Origin of the sequence: Streptomyces sp. NPDC004539 (assembly GCF_040610055.1) — a bacterium.
In the GTDB taxonomy this organism is placed as follows: domain Bacteria; phylum Actinomycetota; class Actinomycetes; order Streptomycetales; family Streptomycetaceae; genus Streptomyces.
The window spans coordinates 61,561-83,177 of record NZ_JBEXLS010000012.1; the positions used below are offsets into that span (position 1 = coordinate 61,561).

20 protein-coding genes are annotated in these 21,617 nt (G+C 72.5%); 16 read left to right on the plus strand and 4 right to left on the minus strand.

The features are described 5' to 3' along the window. Positions 1 to 17 precede the first annotated feature (17 nt). A complete protein-coding gene (locus tag ABZX85_RS24775; RefSeq protein WP_355872486.1) occupies positions 18 to 2,015 on the plus strand; it encodes a dehydrogenase E1 component subunit alpha/beta in 1,998 nt (665 codons plus the stop codon). 154 nt (positions 2,016 to 2,169) lie between these two features. Here ABZX85_RS24775 and ABZX85_RS24780 read toward each other — a convergent pair whose 3' ends face one another. Continuing rightward, positions 2,170 to 3,216, minus strand: a complete 1,047-nt coding sequence (locus tag ABZX85_RS24780; protein ID WP_355872489.1) for a cyclase family protein — start codon at positions 3,214 to 3,216, stop codon at positions 2,170 to 2,172. Between the two features lie 164 nt (positions 3,217 to 3,380). Between ABZX85_RS24780 and ABZX85_RS24785 the strand changes: the two genes are divergently transcribed. Both ABZX85_RS24785 and ABZX85_RS24790 read left to right on the plus strand, forming a co-directional pair. After that, a complete protein-coding gene (locus tag ABZX85_RS24785) occupies positions 3,381 to 3,779 on the plus strand; it encodes a nuclear transport factor 2 family protein (protein ID WP_355872491.1) in 399 nt (132 codons plus the stop codon). A 30-nt stretch (positions 3,780 to 3,809) separates the two neighbouring features. After that, the gene (locus ABZX85_RS24790; protein ID WP_355872494.1) at positions 3,810 to 4,202 is read left to right on the plus strand and encodes a nuclear transport factor 2 family protein; all 393 of its coding nucleotides are present in this window, start codon (positions 3,810 to 3,812) and stop codon (positions 4,200 to 4,202) included. A gap of 68 nt (positions 4,203 to 4,270) precedes the next feature. On the opposite strand, the gene ABZX85_RS24795 is transcribed toward ABZX85_RS24790, so the two are convergent. Beyond that, a complete protein-coding gene (locus tag ABZX85_RS24795) occupies positions 4,271 to 5,899 on the minus strand; it encodes an NAD(P)/FAD-dependent oxidoreductase (RefSeq protein ID WP_355872497.1) in 1,629 nt (542 codons plus the stop codon). Positions 5,900 to 6,078: 179 nt separating this feature from the next. Between ABZX85_RS24795 and ABZX85_RS24800 the strand changes: the two genes are divergently transcribed. From ABZX85_RS24800 to ABZX85_RS24825, 6 genes are all read left to right on the plus strand, one after another. Then, entirely contained in the window at positions 6,079 to 6,471 is a 393-nt protein-coding gene (locus tag ABZX85_RS24800) for a carboxymuconolactone decarboxylase family protein (RefSeq protein ID WP_355872500.1), read from the plus strand. A gap of 63 nt (positions 6,472 to 6,534) precedes the next feature. Continuing rightward, positions 6,535 to 7,275 carry an SDR family NAD(P)-dependent oxidoreductase gene (locus ABZX85_RS24805; RefSeq protein WP_355872503.1) on the plus strand — a complete coding sequence of 247 codons (741 nt, stop codon included), beginning with the start codon at positions 6,535 to 6,537 and terminating at the stop codon, positions 7,273 to 7,275. Beyond that, positions 7,272 to 8,456, plus strand: a complete 1,185-nt coding sequence (locus tag ABZX85_RS24810) for an FAD-dependent oxidoreductase (RefSeq protein ID WP_355872506.1) — start codon at positions 7,272 to 7,274, stop codon at positions 8,454 to 8,456. The genes ABZX85_RS24805 and ABZX85_RS24810 overlap by 4 nt, the downstream gene beginning before the upstream one ends. 19 nt (positions 8,457 to 8,475) lie before the next feature. After that, complete coding sequence (locus tag ABZX85_RS24815) at positions 8,476 to 8,670, plus strand: ferredoxin (RefSeq protein WP_355872509.1); 195 nt, start codon at positions 8,476 to 8,478, stop codon at positions 8,668 to 8,670. A 49-nt stretch (positions 8,671 to 8,719) separates the two neighbouring features. After that, a complete protein-coding gene (locus ABZX85_RS24820) occupies positions 8,720 to 9,937 on the plus strand; it encodes a cytochrome P450 (protein ID WP_355872512.1) in 1,218 nt (405 codons plus the stop codon). Positions 9,938 to 10,011: 74 nt separating this feature from the next. Next, positions 10,012 to 10,923 carry an SDR family NAD(P)-dependent oxidoreductase gene (locus ABZX85_RS24825; protein ID WP_355872515.1) on the plus strand — a complete coding sequence of 304 codons (912 nt, stop codon included), beginning with the start codon at positions 10,012 to 10,014 and terminating at the stop codon, positions 10,921 to 10,923. A gap of 72 nt (positions 10,924 to 10,995) precedes the next feature. Here the strand turns inward: ABZX85_RS24825 and ABZX85_RS24830 are convergent, their stop codons facing one another. Next, positions 10,996 to 12,438 carry an MFS transporter gene (locus ABZX85_RS24830; protein ID WP_355872518.1) on the minus strand — a complete coding sequence of 481 codons (1,443 nt, stop codon included), beginning with the start codon at positions 12,436 to 12,438 and terminating at the stop codon, positions 10,996 to 10,998. Positions 12,439 to 12,686: 248 nt separating this feature from the next. Here ABZX85_RS24830 and ABZX85_RS24835 point away from each other — a divergent pair, with 248 nt between their 5' ends. After that, positions 12,687 to 14,087, plus strand: coding sequence for a carboxylesterase family protein (locus tag ABZX85_RS24835; RefSeq protein ID WP_355872521.1), 1,401 nt, complete (start codon positions 12,687 to 12,689; stop codon positions 14,085 to 14,087). A gap of 65 nt (positions 14,088 to 14,152) precedes the next feature. Here the strand turns inward: ABZX85_RS24835 and ABZX85_RS24840 are convergent, their stop codons facing one another. Continuing rightward, positions 14,153 to 15,142 carry a pentalenene synthase gene (locus tag ABZX85_RS24840; RefSeq protein WP_355872523.1) on the minus strand — a complete coding sequence of 330 codons (990 nt, stop codon included), beginning with the start codon at positions 15,140 to 15,142 and terminating at the stop codon, positions 14,153 to 14,155. Between the two features lie 332 nt (positions 15,143 to 15,474). On the opposite strand from ABZX85_RS24840, the gene ABZX85_RS24845 reads away from it, so the two are divergent. From ABZX85_RS24845 to ABZX85_RS24870, 6 genes are all read left to right on the plus strand, one after another. Beyond that, positions 15,475 to 16,185, plus strand: a complete 711-nt coding sequence (locus ABZX85_RS24845; protein WP_355872526.1) for a cupin domain-containing protein — start codon at positions 15,475 to 15,477, stop codon at positions 16,183 to 16,185. Further along, complete coding sequence (locus ABZX85_RS24850) at positions 16,182 to 17,171, plus strand: hypothetical protein (protein WP_355872528.1); 990 nt, start codon at positions 16,182 to 16,184, stop codon at positions 17,169 to 17,171. Before ABZX85_RS24845 ends, ABZX85_RS24850 begins: the two co-directional genes overlap by 4 nt. After that, positions 17,168 to 18,451 (plus strand): hypothetical protein, encoded by a 1,284-nt coding sequence (locus ABZX85_RS24855; RefSeq protein WP_355872531.1) that lies wholly within the window; start codon positions 17,168 to 17,170, stop codon positions 18,449 to 18,451. The genes ABZX85_RS24850 and ABZX85_RS24855 overlap by 4 nt, the downstream gene beginning before the upstream one ends. A 1-nt stretch (position 18,452) precedes the next feature. Continuing rightward, a complete protein-coding gene (locus tag ABZX85_RS24860; RefSeq protein WP_355872534.1) occupies positions 18,453 to 19,274 on the plus strand; it encodes a hypothetical protein in 822 nt (273 codons plus the stop codon). A 35-nt stretch (positions 19,275 to 19,309) separates the two neighbouring features. Further along, positions 19,310 to 19,816 carry a hypothetical protein gene (locus tag ABZX85_RS24865; RefSeq protein ID WP_355872537.1) on the plus strand — a complete coding sequence of 169 codons (507 nt, stop codon included), beginning with the start codon at positions 19,310 to 19,312 and terminating at the stop codon, positions 19,814 to 19,816. A gap of 84 nt (positions 19,817 to 19,900) precedes the next feature. Next, entirely contained in the window at positions 19,901 to 21,613 is a 1,713-nt protein-coding gene (locus ABZX85_RS24870) for an asparagine synthase-related protein (RefSeq protein WP_355872540.1), read from the plus strand. Positions 21,614 to 21,617: the final 4 nt, after the last annotated feature.

Genomic DNA, 21,617 nt, shown 5'->3' on the forward strand with positions numbered 1-21,617 from the left:
GCATTGCGAGGACGCGCATGACGACCGAGGCACCGCGGCGCACGACGACGGAATTCGCCCTCCGTCCGGACGAACTCCTGGAGATGTACCGCCGGATGCGCCGCATCCGCCGGTTCGAGGAACGGGCCTCCGCGCTCTACAAGGCGACGGAGATCCCCGGCTTCGTCCACCTGTCGATCGGCCAGGAGGCCAGCGCCGTCGGCGCGTGCTGGCCGCTGCGGCCGGGCGACGGCATCACCTCCACCCACCGGGGCCACGGCCACGTCCTGGCCAAGGGCCTCGACACGGCGTCGATGATGGCCGAGCTGATGGGCAAGGAGGCCGGCACCAACCACGGCCGGGGCGGCTCGATGCACATCGCCGACCCGAACCTCGGCATCTACGGCGCCAACGGCATCGTCGGCGCCGGACTCCCCATCGCCGCGGGCGTCGCGACGGCCGCCCGGCTGCGCGGCGCCGGCGACGTCGTCGTGGCGTTCTTCGGGGACGGCGCGGTCGCCCAGGGCATGTTCCACGAGGCGGTCAACCTGGCCGCCGTCTGGGACCTGCCGGTGGTCTTCCTCTGCGAGAACAACCACTACTCCGAGTTCTCGCCCGCCGAGAAACAGCACCGCGCCCCCCTCTCCGCCCGCGCCGCCGGCTACGGCATCGGCTACGAGTACGCCGACGGCAACGACGTCGTCGCCGTCGCCCGGACCGTCTCCGCCGTCGTCGAACGGCTGCGCCGGGGCGAGGGGCCGGTGCTGGTGGAGGCCGAGACCTACCGCTGGCACGGCCACTACGAGGGCGACCCCGAGCGCTACCGCGACGAGTCCGAGGTCGCCGCCGCCAAAAAGCGCGACCCGCTGATCGTCGTCCGCCGCCACCTTGCCGAAGCGGGCGTCCCGGAGACCGCCGTCGCCGCCGTGGACGCCGAGATCGACCGGGAGATCGACGCCGCCGTCGACCGCGCGCGTGCTCTCCCCGACCCCGCCCCCGAGACCCTCCACGACCACGTCACGGCCCCCCGCCCCGCCCTCCCCGAACCGGCCGCGCCCACCGGTGAGGTGTTCCGCACCATGGACGCCGTACGGCTCGCCCTGGAGCACGAACTCACCACCGACCCGGACGTGTTCCTCGCCGGGATCGACGTCGGCGACGGCGGGAACGTCTTCGGGCTCACCCGGGGTCTCGCCCAGGCGTTCCCGGGACGCGTGCGGGACACGCCGATCAGCGAGAGCGCGATCGTCGGGACGGCCGTCGGGGCGGCCATGGCCGGGATGAAACCGGTCGTCGAGATCATGTACATGGACTTCATCGGCGTCTGCCTGGACATGCTCCTCAACCAGGCCGCGAAACTCCGCTTCATGACCGGCGGGCGGGCCTCGATGCCGCTCGTCGTGCGCACCCAGTTCGGCGCCGGGCGTTCCTCCGGCAGCCAGCACTCCCAGAGCCTGGAGGCGCTCCTCGCGCACATCCCCGGGCTCACCGTCGTCATGCCGTCCAACCCGGCCGACACGTACGGGCTGCTGCGCGCCGCGATCCAGGACCCGAACCCCGTGGTGTTCGTCGAGAACCGGCTCCAGTACGGCTTCAAGGGGCCCAGGCCGCCGGCCGACCACCTGGTGCCGCTCGGGAAGGCGAAGGTCGTGCGGGAGGGGATCGACGTCACGCTCGTCTCCTGGTCGCGGATGGTCCAGGACAGCCTGGCCGCCGCCGAACTCCTCGCCGCCGAGGGGATCAGCGTCGAGGTCGTCGACCTGCGGACCATCGCCCCGCTCGACCGGGAGACCGTCCTCGCCTCGCTCGCCAAGACCAACCGGCTCGTCATCGCCCACGAGGCGGTGCGGGACTTCGGGGTCGGCGCGGAGCTGTCCGCGCTCGCCGTGGACGAGGGGTTCTGGCACCTCGACGCGCCCGTCACCCGCGTCGCCGCACCGGCGATGCCGGCCCCCTACGCGCCGGCGCTGGAGAAGCTGTGGCTGCCGTCGCGGGACACCATCGCGGAGACGGTGCGGAGGATCGCGGCGGTGTGAGAGCGCCTCGGCGGCAGCGCCGGTGACGCCGGGCAGCAGAAGAGGGGTGGCCCCGGGGATCAGGTCCCGGGGCCACCCCTCGGTGCGGTCCGGCGCCGGTCCGACCAGGTCGGCAGGACGGGGCGTGGTCCGGCGGCGGACCGGGTCGGCGCGGTCAGACGGTCGCGACCGGGGTGAGCGGACTGCCCTGGGTGCCGGGCAGGTTGAGCGGGGGAGCGGTGAGAAGGAAGCGGCTGCGCCGGTGCTCGCGCAGCCAGGCCGCCAGCGGGCCCAGGTTCCACATCTCGCCCATCGGCACGCCCAGCTTGAACAGGCACAGGTGGTGCAGCGGGAGGAGGGTGTGCGGTCCCTGGGCCTGGGTGACGCCGACGCCCTCGATCGCGTAGTTGTCCGAGGCGATCGCGGAGATCTGCGAGTCCGCGACCCACTTGAGCAGGTCCGGGTCGTCCGCGTCGAGGTAGGCGGCGGTCTGGTGGATCGCGACCGGGTCGGGGTTCTTCTCCCAGGCGAGGACCTGCGTGGCGAACCCGGTGTGGATCAGCAGGATGTCGCCCGGCTCCACGACGACGTCGTCCGCCGTCATGATCTCCTGGAGCTGCTTGTACGTGACGCCCTGGTAGCCGGTGCCCAGGTGGTGCGCGATGTCGATCAGGACGCCCCGGCCCTGCACGCCGTGCTCCGCCATGTGCTCCAGGCCCAGGTGCCGCGCGAAGCTGAGGCTCCCGCTGCCGTCGCCCTTCGCGTCGTCCTGCGGGCCGACGAGGTCGGAGCCGGGACGGAAGCCGTTGTAGTAGACGGGCTCGGCGACGCCGTCGCCGTCCGCGTCGAACTCGGCGCCCTGGTGGGCGAGGGCGTCCCACTGGGTGGAGTACTGGAGCCAGAGAGTGACGACGTCGTCCGACCAGACGTCGATCAGGTCGGGGGAGAAGTGCTCGCTGGCCTTGATGTTGTAGAAGACGTCCTGCTGGTGCTGGAGGTCCTCGGTGGGCCGCAGGATCGGCGGGTAGCGGCGCTGGTTCAGCGCGGTCCCGCCGGGATAGTCGAGCGGCAGGCTCAGGCTGAAGGTGATGCCGTGCTCGACCTCGCGCACCCCCTGGAGGACCTTCTCGGGGGTCAGCAGGTTGATCCGCCCCAGCTCGTCGTCCTCACCGAAGTCGCCCCAGGTCGAGCCCGGCGGCCTCTGCTTCCAACGCTTCGTCATGACAAACGCCTCCTCAGGCGGACCGGTCCCCGTTGACAGCAATCGCAGCCTATTTAGATTGGACCGTCCGGTCAACAAAGTGGGAATCTCTGTATCGGACCTTCAAGTGAGTGCTCATCGAGTAATAGACTGAGTGGTCGAAACCGCTACCTCGTGGAGAGATGATGAGCGAATCCACACAGGCGTGGGTCGCCGCCGGTGTCCGGGCCGTGATCGGCGCGCACACCCAGGCCCAGGACGCCGGACGCACCGACGAGATCGTCGCCCTGTACACCCTCGACGGCACCCTCGAACTGCCCGGCTCGGACCCCGCCCAGGGCCACGACGCCCTGCGCAAGGCGTTCGAGGGCTGGGCGCCGGAGAAGCCCCAGCTGCACCTCGTCGCCAACACCGTCGTCACCCGCGCCTCCGAGGACGAGGCGGGAGCCGTCAGCGACGTCCTCTTCCTCCAGCGCGGCGAGGACGGCTGGGCACCCCAGGTCGTCGGCCACTACGAGGACACCTTCCACCGGGTCGACGGCGCCTGGCTGCTGCACCACCGCAGGACGACGTACCAGGTCTGACCCCCCATCCACCCTGAGGAGCAACGCCACATGACCATCTCCGCCGAAGCCGCCCTCACCGGCGTCCAGACCGCCATCGCCGCCTACACGCAGGCCCTCGACGCCGGCCGCACCGACGAGATACCCCCGCTGTTCACCGAGGACGGCGTCGCCGAGATCACCGGCCAGGGCACCTTCGAGGGCCGCGAGGCCATCGGCAAGGCGTACGGCGCCTTCACCCCGCAGACGCCCCAGCTGCACCTCGTCGGCAACACGATCCTGACCTCCCCGCCCGGCGAGGAGGTCACCGCCCGCAGCAACCTCGTCTTCCTCGCGCGCGGCGAGCAGGGCTGGACGGTCCAGCTCGTCGGCGCGTACGACGACACGCTCGTCCTCCAGGACGGCGCGTGGCTGTTCCGCAAGCGGGTCACGACGTTCGGCTGAGCGACCCGGGAACGCCGTGACGCCCGTACCGCCGCGCGCGGTACGGGCGTTTCCCACGGGCTCCGCGCTCAGCCCTGCGGCTTCGTGAACCCGAACGCGGGGAAGCCGTCCCCGACGGACTCCCGGATCAGCTCCTGGAGCTTGATGCGGCCCGTCGGGTTGAGGAGCTGGCGGATCGGCTTGCCGGGGATGTTGGCGCCGTAGAAGTAGCTGCTGCGCAGGAACGACGACTGGCCCGCGCTGTCGTTGACGAGGTCCGTCCACTCGTCCTCGGCCTCGACGGTGACCTCGACGACGTCGTGCCCGTTCTCGCGCGCGTGGACGAGGAGGTCCATCACGTACTCGACCTGGTCGCCGGAGTAGCGCGGGTTGTTGCCGAGGGCGCCGTGCGGACCGCCCGGGAACCAGAAGTTGGGGAAACCGGCGGTCGTCACGCCCAGGTAGGTCGAGGGGCCCGCCGCCCAGTGCTCCTCCAGGGCGAGCCCGGCACGGCCGCGCACACCGAGTCGGTTGAGGGCTCCGGTGCCGAAGTCGTAGCCGGTCGCCCAGATGACGATGTCGTACTCCTGGTGGCCCGCCGAGGTCTCGATGCCGGTCTCCGTGATCCGGGTGATCGGCGTCTCGTTGAGGTCGACCAGCTCGACCGTCGGCTTGTTGTACGCCTCGTAGTAGCCGGTGCCGAACGGGGGGCGCCGGCCGCCGTAGCCGTGGCCCTTGGGGATCAGCTTCTCGGCGGTCGCCGGGTCCTTCACGATCGAGCGGATCTTGTCCGCGATGAACGCGCACCACTCGTCGTTGACCTCGGTGTTCGTGGTCATGTCGTAGTAGTGCTCGGAGAGCTTGGTGAAGCCGGGGCCGTTCCACTTCTCCTCGAAGAAGTCCTGGCGCTGCCCGGGGGAGTCCTCCAGGCCCGACCGCATGGTGATCTGGTGCAGGAAGCCGCTCGGGGAGGTGTTCAGCGTCTCGCGGATCGACTCGAAGTCCGCCTTGAGGCGGGCCTGTTCCTCGGCGGTGATCGGCCGGTTGTTCAGCGGGGTCAGCCAGTCGGCGACCTTCTGGTAGACGGTCAGATGCGCGACCTGGTCGGCGATCGCGGGCACGATCTGGACGCCGCTGGAGCCGGTGCCGATCTGCGCGACGCGCTTGCCCGTGAAGTCCACCGGCGTCTTCGGCCAGCGGCCCGTGTGGTGCTGCTCGCCCCGGAAGGTGTCGTGGCCCTCGATCTCGGGGACGAACGGCACGGACAGGATGCCGGTCGCGGCGACGACGTGCCGGGCGCGGTGCTCGGTGCCGTCCTGGGCGGTCACGGTCCAGGTGCCGGAGGGCTCGTCCCACACGGCCGAGACGACCTTCGCGCCGAACACGATGTGCTCGCGCAGGCCGAAGCGGTCCACGACGTGGTTGAAGTACCGCTCGATCTCGGGCTGCCCGGCGAAGTGCTCGGACCACTCCCACTCCTCCCACAGCTCCTTGGAGAAGAGGTAGCCGTAGGTGTAGCTCTCGGAGTCGAAGCGGGCCTCGGGGTAGCGGTTCCAGAACCAGGTGCCGCCGACGCCGTCCCCCGCCTCCAGCAGCCGCACCGAGAACCCGGCCTCCCGGGCCTGGTGGAGCTGGTAGATGCCGGTGACCCCGGCGCCGATGACCAGTACGTCGACGATGCCCTGGTCCGCGCGGCTCTGCTTGGCCGTGTCGCTCATGGTGCTCTCCCGCTGAGCCTTGATTGATATGTCGACCGGTCGATCGAATATTGAGGGCGAGGGTAGAGGAGTGTGGCGAAACGTTCAACGGATGTGAAACTCGCCCTGGAGATTGATTGTACCGACCGCCTGGTCTAACTTTCATCCCAGAGACGCGAGGACGCTGTCAGGAGTCAGTCATGAGCGACGAAGACGTCGAGAAAACCACCGATCTGCGGGCCGCCGGCTGGAAGGCCATGCGCGCCGCACTGCCGGGAGTCTTCCCCGAAGGTGACCTGGACCTGAGGGACGGCCGCCTCGGCGAGGACCTCGTCGACATCGGTCTCACCAGCGTCTGGGGCGCCCTGTGGGGCCGCGAAGGACTCGCCCCGCGCGACCGGAGCCTCGTCACCCTCGGCATCCTCATCGCCCTCGGGGCGGAGACCGAGCTGAAGACCCACGTCAGGATCGCCCTGACCAACGGGCTCACCGAGGACGAGATCGCCGAGGTGATCTACCACTCCAGCGGCTACACCGGCTTCCCCAGGGCCGTCGCCGCCCGCACCGCCGCCCGAGAGGCACTGGAGGGCTGAGAACAGCCCCCGCAGCCGGAGCCTCGGGCGCCGGCTCCCCACGAGCACAACGAGGAGCACACCATGTCACTTCAGGGAAAGGTCGCCGTCGTCACCGGCGGGGCCCGGGGGATCGGCGCCGGCATCGCGAGAGTCCTCGCGGCCAAGGGCGCGGCCGTCGCCGTCTGGGACCTCAACACCGAGGGCGCCGAGAAGACCGCCGCGGAGATCAATGAGGCCGGCGGGAAGGCGATCGCCGTGGGCGGGGACGCCGCCGACGCCGTCGAGATCGCCGCCGCCGCGGCCCGCACCCGGGGCGAGCTCGGGCCCGTCACCATCCTGGTCAACAACGCGGGCACCACCGCCTACCAGCCGTTCACCGACATCACCGAGGACGCCTGGGACCGCATGATCGGCATCAACCTCAAGGGACCCTTCCTCGTCACCAAGGAACTCATCCCCGACATGCTCGCCGCCGGCTGGGGCCGGATCGTCAACATCTCCTCCTCGTCCGCGCAGACCGGCGCCCCCTCCATGGCCCACTACGCCTCCTCCAAGGGCGGCGTCATCGGCCTGACCCGCGCGCTCGCCGTCGAATACATCGAGAAGGGCATCACGGTCAACCACGTCCCGCCCGGCTTCATCGACACCCCCCTCGTCCGCCAGGGCCCCATCGACGTCGAGGCCGCCGCCGCCATGATGCCGATGAAACGCGCCGGCACCCCCGAGGACGTCGCCCACGCCGTCGCCTACCTCGCCTCCGAGGAGGCGAGCTACGTCACCGGCCAGACGCTGAGCACGAACGGCGGGCGCTACCTCGTATGAGCACCGACCACGTCCTGGTCGTCGGCGCCTCGGCGGCCGGACTCACCACCGTGGAGAGCCTGCGCCGCAAGGGACACACGGGACCGATCACCGTCCTCGGCGACGAACCGCACGCCCCCTACGACCGGCCCCCGCTCTCCAAACAGGTCCTCTCCGGGGCCTGGGAACCGCAGCGGGCGGCCCTGCGCCCCGCCGAGGCGCTCGCCGCCCTCGACGCCGAGTTCCTGCTCGGGGACCCGGCCGTCGGGCTCGACCCCGGCGCCCGGACCGTGCGCACCGGGTCCGGCAGGGAACTGCGCGCCGACGCCGTCGTCCTCGCCACCGGCGTACGCGTGCGGCGGCTTCCCGGGCAGGAGGGGATCGCCGGGGTGCACACGCTGCGCACCCTCGACGACGCGCTCGCGCTGCGGGCCGAACTGCGGCCCCACGTACGGCTGATCGTCGTCGGGGAAGGCGTCCTCGGCTCCGAGATCGCCGCGACCGCGCGCACCCTCGGACTGGACGTCACCCTCGTCGGGCCGCTGCCCGCGCCGATGGCGCTCCAGGTCGGCCCGCTGGTCTCGGCCGCGCTCGCCGGCCTGCACACCGGACACGGCGTCAAGCTGCGCCTCGGCGTCGGCGTCGCCGGGCTCACCGCGCACGACGACCGCGTCACCGGGGTCCGGCTCGCCACCGGCGAGGTCCTCCCCGCCGACGTCGTGGTCGTCTCCATCGGCGCCCTGCCCGCGACGGCATGGCTCGACGGCAGCGGCCTCACCCTCGACAACGGCGTCGTCTGCGACTCCCGCTGCCGCGCCGCCGACGGGGTGTACGCCGTCGGCGACGTCGCCCGCTGGCACCACGAGCACCTCGGGCACGCCGTCCGCCTGGAGAACCGCACCAACGCCACCGAGCAGGCCATGGCCGTCGCCGCGAACATCCTCGGCGACGACAGGCCGTACACACCGGTCCCGTACTTCTGGACCGACCAGTACGACGCCAAGCTCCAGGTCCACGGCTTCGTGCCGCCCGACGCCGAGACCGAGGTCGTCGAGGGCGACCGGGCGGCGGGCCGGTTCGTCGTCCGCTACCGCAGCGAGGGCCGGACCACCGGAGTCCTCGGCTGGAACATGCCCAAGCAGGCCCGCCTGCGCCGCCAGGAGATCGTGGACGGCCTCGGCTCTCCCGCCCCCGTCCACTGAACCACCAGGAGAGACCGTCATGAAGGTTGTCGTCGACGAGGACAAGTGTGTCGCCGCCGGACAGTGCGTGGCCGCCGCCATGGACGTGTTCGACCAGCGGGAGGACGACGGCATCGTCGTCCTGCTCGACGCGAACCCGGGCCCGGAGCTGGCCGACGACGTGCGCAACGCCGCCGCCGTCTGCCCCGCCCTCGCGATCCGCATCGAGGAATAGCCCCCGCCCGTCTCCCTCCCCCCTCTCCCCGCCGCTGGAGGAAACCCCCATGACCCAGGCAGAGCAGCTGTACCACTACCAGGACGACCGCGACGCGAAGTGTCCCTTCGCGCCACCGCCCGGACTGCGCGCCCTCAACGACAAGGCCCCCGTCACCAAGGCCCGCATCTGGGACGGCAGCACCCCCTGGCTCGTCACCGGCCACGCCGCGCAGCGCGCCATCCTCTCCGACCCGCGCGTCAGCTCCGACGACAAACAGCCCGGATTCCCCTACCCGAACCGGGCGATGGCCGAGAGCGCGCACCACCACCCGCTCACCATCTTCAACGCGGACGGCGCCGACCACACCCGTATCCGCCGCATGATGACCCGCCCCTTCACCCGGCCCCGGATGGAGGCGCTGCGCCCCCAGATCCAGCGGTTCACGGACGAACTCATCGACGAGATGCTGGCCGGCCCCAAGCCCGTCGACCTCGTCACCGCGCTCTCCCTGCCGCTGCCGTCGCTGATGATCTGCGCCCTGCTCGGCGTCCCCTACGACGACCACGCCTTCTTCCAGGAGCACGCCTCCTTCGCGACCCGCAGCGACAAGACCGCCGAGGAACAGCAGAACGCCAACCAGGCGCTCGGCGGCTACCTCGCGGGACTGCTCCAGAAGAAGATGGAGGAACCCGCCGAGGACGTCCTCTCCGACTTCGCCGTGCGCATCAACGACGGCGACCTCACGCTCCCCGAGGCGACGCTCCTCTCCATGATCCTGCTGATCGCCGGCCACGAGACCAGCGCCAACATGATCACCCTCGCCACCGGTCTGCTCCTCGACAACCCCGAGGAGATGGAGCGGCTGCGCGGCATGGAGGACAGCCGGGACGCGGCCGGCGCGGTCGAGGAGATCCTGCGCTACCTCACCGTCGCCACCTTCGGGCAGCGCCGCATCGCCGCCGAGGACTTCGAGTTCGAGGGCGTCCAGATCAAGGCCGGGGACGGCATCGTCGTCCCGCTGCCCGCCGGGAACTGGGACCCCGACGCGTTCCCCGAGCCCGAGAAGCTCGACCTCACCCGCAAGGCGAACCACCACCACGCCTTCGGCTGGGGCATCCACCAGTGCCTCGGCCAGCAGCTCGCGCGCATCGAGCTCCAGGTTGTCTACAGCACCCTCTACCGGCGTGTCCCCACGCTGCGCCTCGCCGTCGGCCGCGACGAACTCGCGTTCCGGCCGGCCGACGCGCTCGCCTTCGGCATCGGTGAGCTGCCGGTCACCTGGTAGCCCGCCGAAGGGGCGCCCACCGCAGCGGGCGCCCCTCTTCCGCATCCGCATCCGCAGTGCAACAGGAGTCAGGCATGAGTCAGTTCAGCTTCGAGGGACGCGTCGCGGTCGTCACCGGCGCGGGCCGGGGGATCGGCCGGGCACACGCCCTGCTCCTCGCGGAGCGCGGGGCGAAGGTCGTCGTCAACGACCTCGGCGGCTCGATGGAGGGCGACGGCTCCGACACCGGGCCCGCGCAGCAGGTCGTCGACGAGATCACCGGGGCGGGCGGCACCGCCGTCGCCGACACCCACGACGTGTCGACCCCGGAGGGCGGCGAGGCCATCGTCGCCGCCGCGCTGGAGCACTTCGGGCGCATCGACGTCCTCGTCAACAACGCGGGCATCATCCGGTACGCCGGGCTGCCCGGCATCGACGCGGAGAACCTGGAACGGCATCTCTCCGTCCACCTCATGGGCTCCTTCCACACGCTGCGCGCGGCCTGGCCGCACTTCGTGGAGCAGGGGTACGGGCGCGTCGTCCTCACCACCTCCAGCGGGATGCTCGGCCTCGACAACAACCTCGCCTACGCCGCCGCCAAGGCGGGCACGGTCGGCATGGCCCGCAGCGCGAAGCTCGCCGGGGAGCCGCACGACATCAAGGTCAACCTGATCGCGCCGGCCGCGATGACCCGGATGGGCGGCGGTTCCGGCGAGGAGGACCCGGCGATGCCGTCGGCGGCCGTGGCCCCGATGGTGGCCTTCCTCGCGCACGAGAACTGTCCGGTCAGCGGGGAGATCTACACGGCCGGGGCGGGGCGGTTCGCGCGGCTGTTCATCGGGTCGACCGAGGGCTACCTGCACGAGGGGGACGCACCCACGGTCGAGGACGTCGCGGCCAACTGGGACGCCGTCGGCGACGAGAAGGGCTACTACGTGCCGGCCGACCTGATGGCGTGGTCGGGGAACTTCCTCAAGCACCGGCTCGGGCCGGGCGCGGGGCAGTAGCGGGGGGGCGACGGGGGTACGACGGAGCCGGCGGCCGGGATCTCCCGGCCGCCGGCTCCGTCGCGTCGCGCCCTACGCGGGCTCGGTGTGCCGCACCGCCTTGGGGATCAGCGAGACGAGGACCGCGCCGAGCGCGCAGCAGCCGACGACCAGCCACAGGCCGTTCGTGAACCCCTTGTCCAGGTAGAACTGCGTCCCCTTGAGGACCGTCCCGTGCTGGGCCATCACCACGAACGCCAGCTGGGAGACGACGATCTGCGCGACCCCCTGGCCGAGGGTCTGGGCGCCGTTCGCGAGGGCCTGCTCCTCGGGGGAGACCGCCTCGATGATCATGATGGGGACGATCGCGGCGACCATCCCGGTGCCGACGCCCGCGATGAGCCCCATCTCGATGATCTGCGCGGCGCTGTGGTGCAGTTGCGTCCCGATGCCGTACCCGAGCACGGTCAGCGCGGACCCGGTGCCGAGCAGCACCCGGGTGTCGACGCGGCGCGCCAGCCAGCCCGTGCCGACGGCGGCCAGCAGGATCGCGGCGCTGATCGGGCTCGTCACGATCGCGTTGTGCGTACCGGACCAGCCGAGCCCGTCCGAGACGTGCGGGATGGCCGGCATGAGCACCAGGAGCTGGACGACGATCCCGACCGCGCTCAGCGACCCGGCCGCCACCGACGTCGCGAGCAGCACCGTCCACACCGGACGCCGCTTCGTCATCGACGGCGGGAACAGCGGCTCCGCGACACGCCGTTCGACGAACACGAAGACGAGGAGCACGACGGCGGCCCCGGCGACGTAGGTGAGGAACTTCCCGCTGGACCAGCCCCAGTGGGAACCCTGGCCGACGGCGTAGACGAGCGCGGTGATGCCGCCGCCGAGCAGGAGCCCGCCGAGCCAGTCCATCCGGCCGCCGGGCGTGCGCACCGCGCTCTCCGGCACGAACAGGGTGACCAGGACGAAGCTCACCGCGGTGCTGATCGCCATGAACCACAGGACACCGCGGAAACCGTGGTCGTCCAGGAGCCAGCCGGACAGGAACGGCCCGCCGAAGGCGACCAGCCCGATGCCGCCGGCCAGGATCGCGCTCGCGAGGCCGACCCAGCGGCGCGGGAAGATGTCGCGGGTGATGGCGTAGGCGAGCGGCGCGGTGGCCGCGTACACCCCCGCGATGCCGCGTCCGATCAGCAGCGTGCGGTAGTCGGTGGCGAGCGCGGCGACGAGGTCGCCCACGAAACCGAGGCCGGTCGCCACGAGCAGGACCTTCTTCTTGCCGAACAGTGCCGCGGCCTTCACCGCGAACGGCAGGAAGAACGTCCCGGTGAGCAGCGTCATCAGGGTGAACCAGGCGATCTCGGTGGTGCGGAAGTGGATCGCCACCTCGGCCTGCGCGACGCCGGACAGCGCGGCGACGAGCGAGACGAGCTGGACGGTCCACACGAGCGCGACCACCGCGAGGACGTTGCGCGCGGTCGAGGCGGATCTCTCGGGGACGGGGGGCGGTGCGGTCTGCGTGTCGGACATGACGGCCTTCCGGAGGGGAGCGGGGAAAGAGGCCGGTACGGGGAAGCCCGTGAGGAGGGCGGTCCGTGAGGCTGCCCGGTAAAATAGACCTGCCGTTCGGTACAATCAATGATTCGCGCACACCCGACCCCGCCGCCCCGGCTGACCTGCCCTTTCGGTGCCGGAACTTGACCATCGCCGTCCCGTTCAGCGGGATTCCGGACGGTACTCTCGACCGGCACGACAGGCGATCACGTCCGGAGGGCCCCATGACGAGGATCATCGACACCGCCGGCGGGAAGGTGCGCGGCGTCGAGACCGGCGACGGCGTCCTGTCCTGGCGCGGCATCCCCTACGCCGCCCCGCCGGTCGGCCCCGCCCGCTGGCGCCCGCCCCGGCCCGCCGACGCCTGGAGCGGCGTACGCGACGGAGCGCGGCCCGGCAGCTCCGCGATCCAGCCGCCGCCCCTGATACCGGGCGACACCGCGCCCCTCCCGAACGCGGAGGACTGCCTGTACCTCAACGTCACGGCCCCCGCCGACGCCGAGCGCGCCCCCGTCCTCGTCTGGCTGCACGGCGGCGGCTATCACGTGGGGCACGGGCAGGACATGGCCGGCGACGGCGCCGGCTTCGCCCGGGACTTCGGGACCGTCGTCGTCAGCCTCAACTACCGGCTCGGCGCGCTCGGTTTCCTCTCCCTGCCGGACGAGGACCACACCGGCGCGCACGGCACGCACGACCAGATCGCCGCCCTGCGCTGGGTGCACGCCAACATCGAGGCGTTCGGCGGCGACCCCGGCCGGGTCACCGTCTACGGGGTGTCGGCCGGCGCCAAGTCCGTCTCCAACCTGATCGCCTCCCCGCTCACCCGGGGCCTCGTGCACGCCGCCGCGACCAGCAGCGGCGGCGACCACGTCGCGAGCCCGGAGCAGAGCCGGGCCCTCGCCGCGCGCTTCCTGAAGGAACTCGGCGCGCGCGATCCCCGGGACGCGCCCGCCGACGCCGTCCTCGCCGCCCAGAACGCCGTCGCCCAGGGCATCGAGGCCACCTGGGTGTGGCGCCCGGCGATCGACGGGCTCGCCATCCCGCGCCGCCCCACCGACGCGATCGCCGCCGGGGCCGCCGCGGGCATCCGGCTCCTCGCCCAGCACTGCGTCAGCGAGTGCCTCCTCTTCGAACTGGGCGCACCCGGCTCCGCCGCCCGCGCGGTCCAGGTCCTGGAGGACGCCTTCGGCCCCGCGGCCCGGGACGAGATCCTCGCCGCCTATCCCCCCGGCGATCCACAGGCCGACCTCATGACCGACGAGCGCTACGCCGTCCCCACCACCCGCCTCGCCGACGCCCAGAGCGCCCACGCACCCGTCTGGCGCTCCCGGTACGACGGGCCCCTCGCGGTGTACGGGGGCCTGCCCGCGATCCACGGCTCCGACGCGCCGGGTGTCTGGAGCGGTGGGGAGGGGGCGGCCGGCGATCTCCATGCCGCCTGGGGTGCGTTCGTCACCACCGGGACGCCCGGATGGACGCCGTACACAGTGCCCGAACGGTCCACGATGCTGTTCACCGCTGACGGGCCGCGTTCGGAGAACGATCCTGACGCGGGGCGCCGGCGGGTGTGGGAGGGGCGGGAGTGGCAGGCGGGGACTTGGTACGAGGTCGGAGAGGGGTTCTGAGGGGAGGGAGCGGGGCGAGGTCGGGGGCTGGGCCTGGGGCGAGGAGAATCAGGTAGGGGCCGGCTCTAGCGGGCGGGCGGGGTGACCAGGTTCTCCAGGCCCAGGTCGCCGGGGTGGCCGTGGACCGTGTAGCGGGGGGCCGCCGCGCCCCAGTCGCGGTAGCCCGCGATCCATGCGGCGATCGCGTCGGCGTAACGCGCGAGTTCGGGGCCGCCGCCCACCGTCCGCGCGAGCCGGGGCAGTTCCGAGCGCAGCTCCAGGAACGACGCGGCGGCGAGCCGTACCGTCTCCCGGACCTGACGCAGCGCCTCCTCCTCGGACCGGCCCTGGTGGCGCATCAGGCCCAGCACCAGGTTGGGGTGACCGCCCGCCCGGTCCTTCTCGAAGGAGTGCACCTCGTTCATCGCGACGATCGCGTCGCAGGCCGCCACCCGCATCCCCTCGACCTGACTGGAGCACCAGGCCAGCGGCGGGACCTCGAACCGCCCCACCCGCTCCGCCGCCGCCAGCAGCGGACGGACCCCGATCGTCCGGCGCCGCGCCCGCAGGTGGACGTGCGGCTGAGGCATCAGACCGTGCACCCGGTCGGCCACCTTCACGGGCCAGCCGGCGAGATAGTCCACCCAGTCGTGGACCGTCCGGCGGCGCCACTGCGGCGACATCCCCGCGCTCATCCGCCCCCAGCAGTCCATGAACGCGGCCACGACCGGCGCCGACCCCTTTGCCCCGGACGCCCCCGACCTCAACAGGTCCACCAGCTCCCCGCACACGGCCAGCGCGTCGTCCATACGGCCGTCTTGCGCGTCGAACTGGTCGTCGAAGAGGAAGAACCAGCCCAGCAGGTCGAAACAGAGGTCGAGATCCTCCCCGGCCGCCTCCGGGAACCCGTACGCGGCACTGTCGGCGACGCGCGAGAACGCGTAACGGCGCAGCGCCTCCTCGCCGCGCACCAGCCCCGAGTCCCGCACCCACTCCAGGTTCCGCAGCCGGGCCCGCTCCAGTCCGGGGCTGACCCGGCCCTGCACGGGCACCTCGAACTCGACGTCCTGCGGCATGCGCACTCCTGAGACGGCCGGTCACCTCGACGGGTCCACTCTCGTCACAGGCGAACCACCGGCGACAGAGCGGACGGGAGCGTTCCGGTGCACCGAAGTGCGCCCCACACACCTCTCGAGGTGCGGGGCGTCGTCGGGACACGAGATCCGAGGGGGCCTGCATCGTGCTCACGGAGGCTTCGGTGGCGGACAGCGGTCCGTCCCGGCCGTTCACCCAGAGTTCGCCCCGGCGTAGGAAGTTGGTCCGTCCGCGACCTCGTCGCGTTGTGGATCAGCGGCTTACCATGCGCTTACCTGAGCGGCACATGGGGGAGGCGCGCTTGTCCGGTGGTATGCGTGAAAGTCTTGCGGGGGCGGGGGGACCGCCGTCCGGGGAACTGCCGTCCGGGGTGCGGCTGTACCGGCTCGGCGCGGACGGCGGGGTGGTGCTCGCCGACCGCGACGGCGTCCGTGAACTCGGCCCGGACAAGGACCTGTTGAGGTTCATCGACGACGGACAGTTCGCCCACTACCTCGTCGGCGACGCGAAGACGTCACCCGAACGCCCCTCCAACGCCACCGTCAAACTCGGCATCGTCGGCCCGCGCAGCGCCTTCACCCCGCACGCCCACGGCGGCGAGCACTACGTACTCAGCCTCGGCTACGCCTCCTGCGGCCTGTACGACGAACAACGCGGCCGGGTCACCGAAGTCCCCCTCGCACCAGGCGAGTTGATCCGCATCCCGGAGATGATGCCGCACTCCTTCGCCAACCGGAGCGCCGACCCGCTGACCATCCTCGCCGCGAACACCGGCTACGGCATCGACCACGAGGACTACGCGATCACCGCCGACGAGGCCGAACGCCGGGGCAGCGAGGGGTTCGGCCGACTCGCCGCCGCCCTGCGGGACATCGAACGCCACCAGGGCCTCCACGGCGTCGGCGCCACCACCGCCCGCGAACGCCTCGCCGCACGGCTGCGGCGGATCGCGCGGGGGCTGGAGAGCCGGCCGGGGCGGGGACCGGAGAGCCGTCCCGGGCGTGGAGCGGAGAGCCGGCCATGATCTGCCCGCACTGCGCACAGAGCCTCCTGCAGAAGGAGCGCCCCGACCGAAGGTGCAGCATCTGCGGACGCCGGTTCGCCTTCGACCCCAAGACGAACCCCCTGCGCCTCAACGACCTCAGGGTCCGCCGGATCGCCGACCGCCTCACGCAGAACGGTCAACTCCCCTGCACCACCGGCCAGTTGTGGTACGCCCTGTCACGCCGGACGCTGCGGCAACCGGGGGTCGATCTGGACTGGGCGTTCATCCTGCTCCTCGCCGGAGCAGCCGCCGGAGGGATCGGGCTCGCCGCCGGGGTGGGTTTCGCCCAGTTCATCGGACTCCTCGTGCTCCTGGTCGGCGCCGGATTCGTCGCGGCGCACCTCATGGGAGTGCGCCGGGGGCGGCCCAAGGTCGGACGGCAGGCGTTCCGTACCGACACGATGGCCGTCTGGCGGGACGTCTACCACCAGCTGCCGCCCGGTGTCCTCGACGACAGCCGCTACCCGCAGCCGGGGGAGGCGTCGGCCGACGCACCCGTCGTGATCTGCCCCGACCGGTCCATCGGCGTCTTCCTCCACAAGGCGGGCGTCGACGTCTTCGCCGACTGGTCGGGGCTGCCCGGCCGCGGACCCGTACTGGTCCTCCACGACGCCGACCCGGACGGGCTGCTGTTCGTCGACCGGGTCCGCGCCGCCGTCCCCGGGCGGGCCGTCGTCGACATCGGAGTGCCGGTGGACGCCGTGTTCGGGGTGACGAAAGCCGTACCTGTACGGGGGGACCGGCCGGGGCGTCATGTGATCGAGTCGCTCGCCGCGGGCGGGGAGTTGACCCCGGAGCAGCTCAAGTGGCTCGGGAAGGGGTGGGGGTTCCCGCTCGTCGGGGTGCCGCCCGCCAAGCTGCTCGCCGTCGTGAGGGGAGCCGTTGAGGACGCCGAGGCGCGGCGAGGGGCCGCTGCCGTCGGGTTCCTCACCTGGCCCGAGGAGAGGGGAGGGCGGTCCGCGTGATCTGCCCCCACTGCCAGGCGTCCCTCCTGCGCAAGGAACGCACGGGGAACGTGTGCGCCAGATGCTCGCACTCCTTCGCCCTCGACCCCAAGCTGCACGGCCGGGGCATGCACGACACCCGGATACGGCGCATCGCCGAACGCGCCACCGGCTCCGGCCGCCGCAAGGTCACCGTCACCCAGCTCGGGTACCTCGCCCGCACCGCCAACCGGACCTGGCCCGGCGGGCCCGCGAGCGGACGGCGACGCTGGATCGGCTGCTCCGTCGGGCTCCTCCTGTCCTTCGGACTCGTCCCCCTCGGCGTCGTCGCCTCGCGCCTGTCCGCCGGGGGGCTGGTCTGGTGGGCCGGGGTGGGGCTCGTGGTCCTCGGGTACGTCGTCGCGCGCGGCAAGCCGTACCGGCCCGCGTATCCGGCGGGCTCCCTGCTGGCGCCCTCGCCCGCGCACTTCCGGTCGCTGATGAGCGGCGACTGGGTACGGACCTACGGTGGACTGCCGCCCGGGATCGTCGACGACACGACGTACCGGGAACGGCTGCGCCGGCAGTCCGGGCGGGTCGAACTCCTCTGCCCCGACCAGGCCGTTCGCGTCTTCCTCACGGTCAACGGCATGCCGGGCCGCCTCGGCTTCCGCCTCGTCGCCGAGGCGGGCGCGTTGTCCGGGCGGGTGCCGGTGGTGGTGCTGCACGACGCGGGGGCGAAGGGGCTGCGGCTGGTCGCCGAGGTACGGGAGCGGTGGCCCGGGCAGATGGTGGTGGACGCGGGGGTGCCGGTGGGGGCTGTGGTGGGGAATCGGCGGGCGGTGGTGCTGCATGGTCCGGTGGACGAGTGGTTCAGCCAGTTGGCCGACGGGCTTGGGGCGGGTGCGGACGCGGGCGTGGGGGCTAGAGATGGGGCGGGAGCGGGAGTGGGGGCGAAGGCGGGAGTGGATGAGAGGCTGAGCCACTCGACCACCGGTCCACTCACGGAACAGGCCGAGAGGCTCAGCCACTCATCCATCGGACCACACGCCGAGGAGGCCCAGAGGCTCAGCCACTCGACCACCGCCGGCCCACCCGCCGAAGTGGCCGAGAGGCCGGACCACTCCGCCACCGCCCTCCCCGACTGGCTCAGCCACTTGACCACCGAACAGGTCCGCTGGCTCGGCCAAGGCTGGTACAGCCCCGTCGCCGCCGCGCCGCCGGCCCTCGTGGAGTCGGCCGTCGAACGCGCCGTGCGGCGAGCCCGACTCGTACCGCTCGGGTTCATGAGCTGGCCGACCTCCGAGAAAGACGGGAACTGACATGCCGAGGCCCCTCCTGCGCCGGGCGATCACCGAGGCCGCGCGCCGGGCCGCCACCCCCGGGAACCTGCGCTTCACCGAACGGCAGTTGTACTACGAGACGTGCCGCGTCCTGCGCCCCCGCCCGGCCGCCCTGCGCCGCGTCCCGTACAGCCCGCCCCCACCCCTGCGCCTGCCCCGCTTCACCGAGGCCCTCCACGGCCTGGACCTCCCCGGACTCCTCCCCGCCGCCACCCCCGCCCCCACGACCGGCGGCCCGACGAGCGAACCCGACCTGTACGACTACGGCGTACCCCGCCTCCTCGTCTGCCAGGACCGCGAGATCGCCGGCATGCTGCTCGCCAACCACGTCCACCTGGAAGCGGCCTGCCCCATCCTCACCGCACAGGACGACCTCCCCCTGGACCCCCGCCTCATCGGAGCCCTGGCACGCGCCGAGGGCGCCACCGTGCACGTCCTGCACGACGCGAGCCCCACCGGCATCACCCTCCCCGCGAAGGTCCGCGACGCACTCGGCCCGGTACCCGGCGTCAGGGTGGTGTCGCTGGGGATCGTGCCCCGGCACGCACAGACCCTGCACCTCGTCTCCGGCCGCAGGCCCGGCCGCGTACCGCCGATCGGCCCGCTGCCGCACGGCCTCAAGGCGGCCGAGGTGGACTGGCTGGCGCGCGGCCGGTTCGCGGAGGTCGCCGCCGTCCCACCGGCCCGGCTCGTGCGGGCGGTGCTGCGGCTGACCCGGGGCCCCCGCCCCGCCCGCGCCTCCGTCTGGAGCGAGCTGCGCGACCTGCGCACCGCCGGGTTCATGACCTGGCCCGATGCCTGACCCGACCCCGAACCGAGGACCGAGGACCGACACGCATGATCCGGCCACACGAAACCGGCTACACCGACGAGTTGCTCGCCGACGGCACCGTCCACCGCACCTACGAGGACGGCGGCCAGGAGTGGCGCCGCCGATGGCCGGACGGCGTGGTGCGGTGGCGCGACGAGCGGGGCGGCACCGGCACCGACGAACTGCTCGGCGGGGGGATCGTCAAGCGGGTCCTCGCCGACGGGACGGTCACCTACGGGCGGGAGATCGGCTACGGCCGCACGCTGTGGGGGAGGGGCGAGCGGCTCACCGTCAACCGGACGTCGTTCGGCGGGCGGATGGGCGCGGTGCTCGCCGGGATCGGCATCGCGAGCCTCGCCGTGACGGCCGCGCACCTCCCGCCGCTGTCGCTGACGCCGGAGGAGGAAGAGCAGCTCCGGCAGCAGGCGCAGAGTTCGAGCTCCGGCGGTGACGGCGGTGGCGGGGACGCCGGGTGGGACGGCGGTGACTGGGGGGACGACGACGGCGGGTGGAGCGACGACGACTTCGGGTGACACGCCCCGGCAGCGGCCGTCCACCGCACGCCTCGTACACGGCGAAGCCGTACCCCCTGGACCCCTGGAAAGGACCCACTCCCGATGGCGCGTTTCTGCGTCTGCGCGGCACCCGGCGCCGCGCACCTCACCGCGATGGGCGTCACCCCTCTCGCCCCGGGACTCGGCCTCGTACCGGGCGAACCCGGTCACGCGGACGGCCCGTTCGAGGCCGGCGGGCTGCGGGCCGTCGGTGAGGTCACCCTCCACAACCGCCCCGAACTCCGCGCCGCCCTGGCCGCCGACGGCGCCCCCACCGCGCCGGACGTCCCCGACGGCGAACTCCTCCTGCGCTGCTGGAGCCGCCTGGGCGCCCGGGGTGTCGCGCTCGCCGAGGGCATGTTCGCGCTGGCGGTGCTCGACGGGGACGACGTCGTCCTGATCCGTGACCACGTCGGCGCCCGCACCCTCTTCTACGCCCGCGCCGCCGGGACCTGGGCCGCCGCGACCTCGCTGCGCGCGCTGCGCCGCTGGCCCGCGCTCGGCACACGCGTGAACCTCTCCGCCGTCCGCTCCTTCCTCACCTTCGCCTACCTGCCGGGCGACGAGACGCTCCTGGAGGGCGTGCGGGAGGTGCTGCCGGGGCGGGTGCTGCGGCTCGCGGCCGACGGGAGCACGACGGAGACGGTGTTCTGGGAGCCGCGCGAGCGGATCGACGCCGCCGCCGACTCCGCCCCCGTCCTGACGCTGCGCACGCTCCTGGAGGAGGCCACCGCGCGGCGGCTCCCCGAGGCCGAGGCCGTCGCCGTCCTGCTCTCCGGCGGCGTCGACAGCTCCCTGGTCACCGCGCTCGCCGCGAAACTGCACGGCCACCCCGTGCACACCTACTCGATCAGCTTCGGCGACGAACTCCCCAACGAACTCGGCTACTCCGGGCTCGTCGCCGCCCACTGCCAGACCCGCCACCGGGTGCTCACCGTCTCCGGTACGGCCGTCGCCGCCCGGCTCGCCGAGACCGCCGGCCTCCTCGACAGCCCGGTCGGCGACCCGCTCACCGTCCCGAACCTGCTGCTCGCCGAGGCGGTCGCCGGGGACGGGCTGAGCGTCGTCCTCAACGGCGAGGGCGGCGACCCGGTGTTCGGCGGGCCGAAGAACCTCCCGATGCTGGTCCAGGAGATGCACGCTCGCGCCCCCTGGTCCGAGGACCGGGCCACCGCCTACCTCCGCTCGTACCGCAAATGCTGGACCGACCTCCCCGACCTGCTCACCGCCGACGCGCTCACCGCGCTGGAGACGGCACCGCCGCCGCAGCGCTTCGTCGAGCCCTACCTCACCGGCCCCGACCGCATGCCCCACCTCCTCAACCAGCTCCTCCACTGCAACCTCCGCACCAAAGGCGCCCACCACATCCTCACCAAGGTCGAACGCCTCACCGCCTCCCAAGGGCTCCAGGGCCGCGCACCCCTCTTCGACCGGCGCGTCATCGACCACGCCTTCGCCGTGCCGCCCACGCTCAAACTCCGTGGCACGGCCGAGAAATGGGTGCTCAAGGAAGCCGTGCGGGACCTGCTGCCCGAGACGGTCGTGGACCGGCCCAAGAGCGGCATGCGGGTCCCCGTTCAGCAGTGGCTGAGCGGGCCGCTGCGCGAACTCGGCACCGACCTGCTGCTCGGCAGGGAAGCCCGGGAGCGGGGCCTGTTCCGGGCCGACACCGTACGGACCTGGCTGCGCGGCGAGGGCACGCTCCTGCCCCGGCAGGGCGGCAAGTTGTGGCTCGTCCTCACCCTGGAGCTGTGGCTCCGGGCCTATGACCTGTAAGGGA

Bases quoted from the DNA above. Each gene is read 5' to 3' on its own strand.
- ABZX85_RS24775 (WP_355872486.1), top strand. From the start codon at position 18: ATGACGACCGAGGCACCGCGGCGCACGACGACGGAATTCGCCCTCCGT.
- ABZX85_RS24780 (WP_355872489.1), bottom strand. From the start codon at position 3,216: ATGACGAAGCGTTGGAAGCAGAGGCCGCCGGGCTCGACCTGGGGCGAC.
- ABZX85_RS24785 (WP_355872491.1), top strand. From the start codon at position 3,381: ATGAGCGAATCCACACAGGCGTGGGTCGCCGCCGGTGTCCGGGCCGTG.
- ABZX85_RS24790 (WP_355872494.1), top strand. From the start codon at position 3,810: ATGACCATCTCCGCCGAAGCCGCCCTCACCGGCGTCCAGACCGCCATC.
- ABZX85_RS24795 (WP_355872497.1), bottom strand. From the start codon at position 5,899: ATGAGCGACACGGCCAAGCAGAGCCGCGCGGACCAGGGCATCGTCGAC.
- ABZX85_RS24800 (WP_355872500.1), top strand. From the start codon at position 6,079: ATGAGCGACGAAGACGTCGAGAAAACCACCGATCTGCGGGCCGCCGGC.
- ABZX85_RS24805 (WP_355872503.1), top strand. From the start codon at position 6,535: ATGTCACTTCAGGGAAAGGTCGCCGTCGTCACCGGCGGGGCCCGGGGG.
- ABZX85_RS24810 (WP_355872506.1), top strand. From the start codon at position 7,272: ATGAGCACCGACCACGTCCTGGTCGTCGGCGCCTCGGCGGCCGGACTC.
- ABZX85_RS24815 (WP_355872509.1), top strand. From the start codon at position 8,476: ATGAAGGTTGTCGTCGACGAGGACAAGTGTGTCGCCGCCGGACAGTGC.
- ABZX85_RS24820 (WP_355872512.1), top strand. From the start codon at position 8,720: ATGACCCAGGCAGAGCAGCTGTACCACTACCAGGACGACCGCGACGCG.
- ABZX85_RS24825 (WP_355872515.1), top strand. From the start codon at position 10,012: ATGAGTCAGTTCAGCTTCGAGGGACGCGTCGCGGTCGTCACCGGCGCG.
- ABZX85_RS24830 (WP_355872518.1), bottom strand. From the start codon at position 12,438: ATGTCCGACACGCAGACCGCACCGCCCCCCGTCCCCGAGAGATCCGCC.
- ABZX85_RS24835 (WP_355872521.1), top strand. From the start codon at position 12,687: ATGACGAGGATCATCGACACCGCCGGCGGGAAGGTGCGCGGCGTCGAG.
- ABZX85_RS24840 (WP_355872523.1), bottom strand. From the start codon at position 15,142: ATGCCGCAGGACGTCGAGTTCGAGGTGCCCGTGCAGGGCCGGGTCAGC.
- ABZX85_RS24845 (WP_355872526.1), top strand. From the start codon at position 15,475: ATGCGTGAAAGTCTTGCGGGGGCGGGGGGACCGCCGTCCGGGGAACTG.
- ABZX85_RS24850 (WP_355872528.1), top strand. From the start codon at position 16,182: ATGATCTGCCCGCACTGCGCACAGAGCCTCCTGCAGAAGGAGCGCCCC.
- ABZX85_RS24860 (WP_355872534.1), top strand. From the start codon at position 18,453: ATGCCGAGGCCCCTCCTGCGCCGGGCGATCACCGAGGCCGCGCGCCGG.
- ABZX85_RS24865 (WP_355872537.1), top strand. From the start codon at position 19,310: ATGATCCGGCCACACGAAACCGGCTACACCGACGAGTTGCTCGCCGAC.
- ABZX85_RS24870 (WP_355872540.1), top strand. From the start codon at position 19,901: ATGGCGCGTTTCTGCGTCTGCGCGGCACCCGGCGCCGCGCACCTCACC.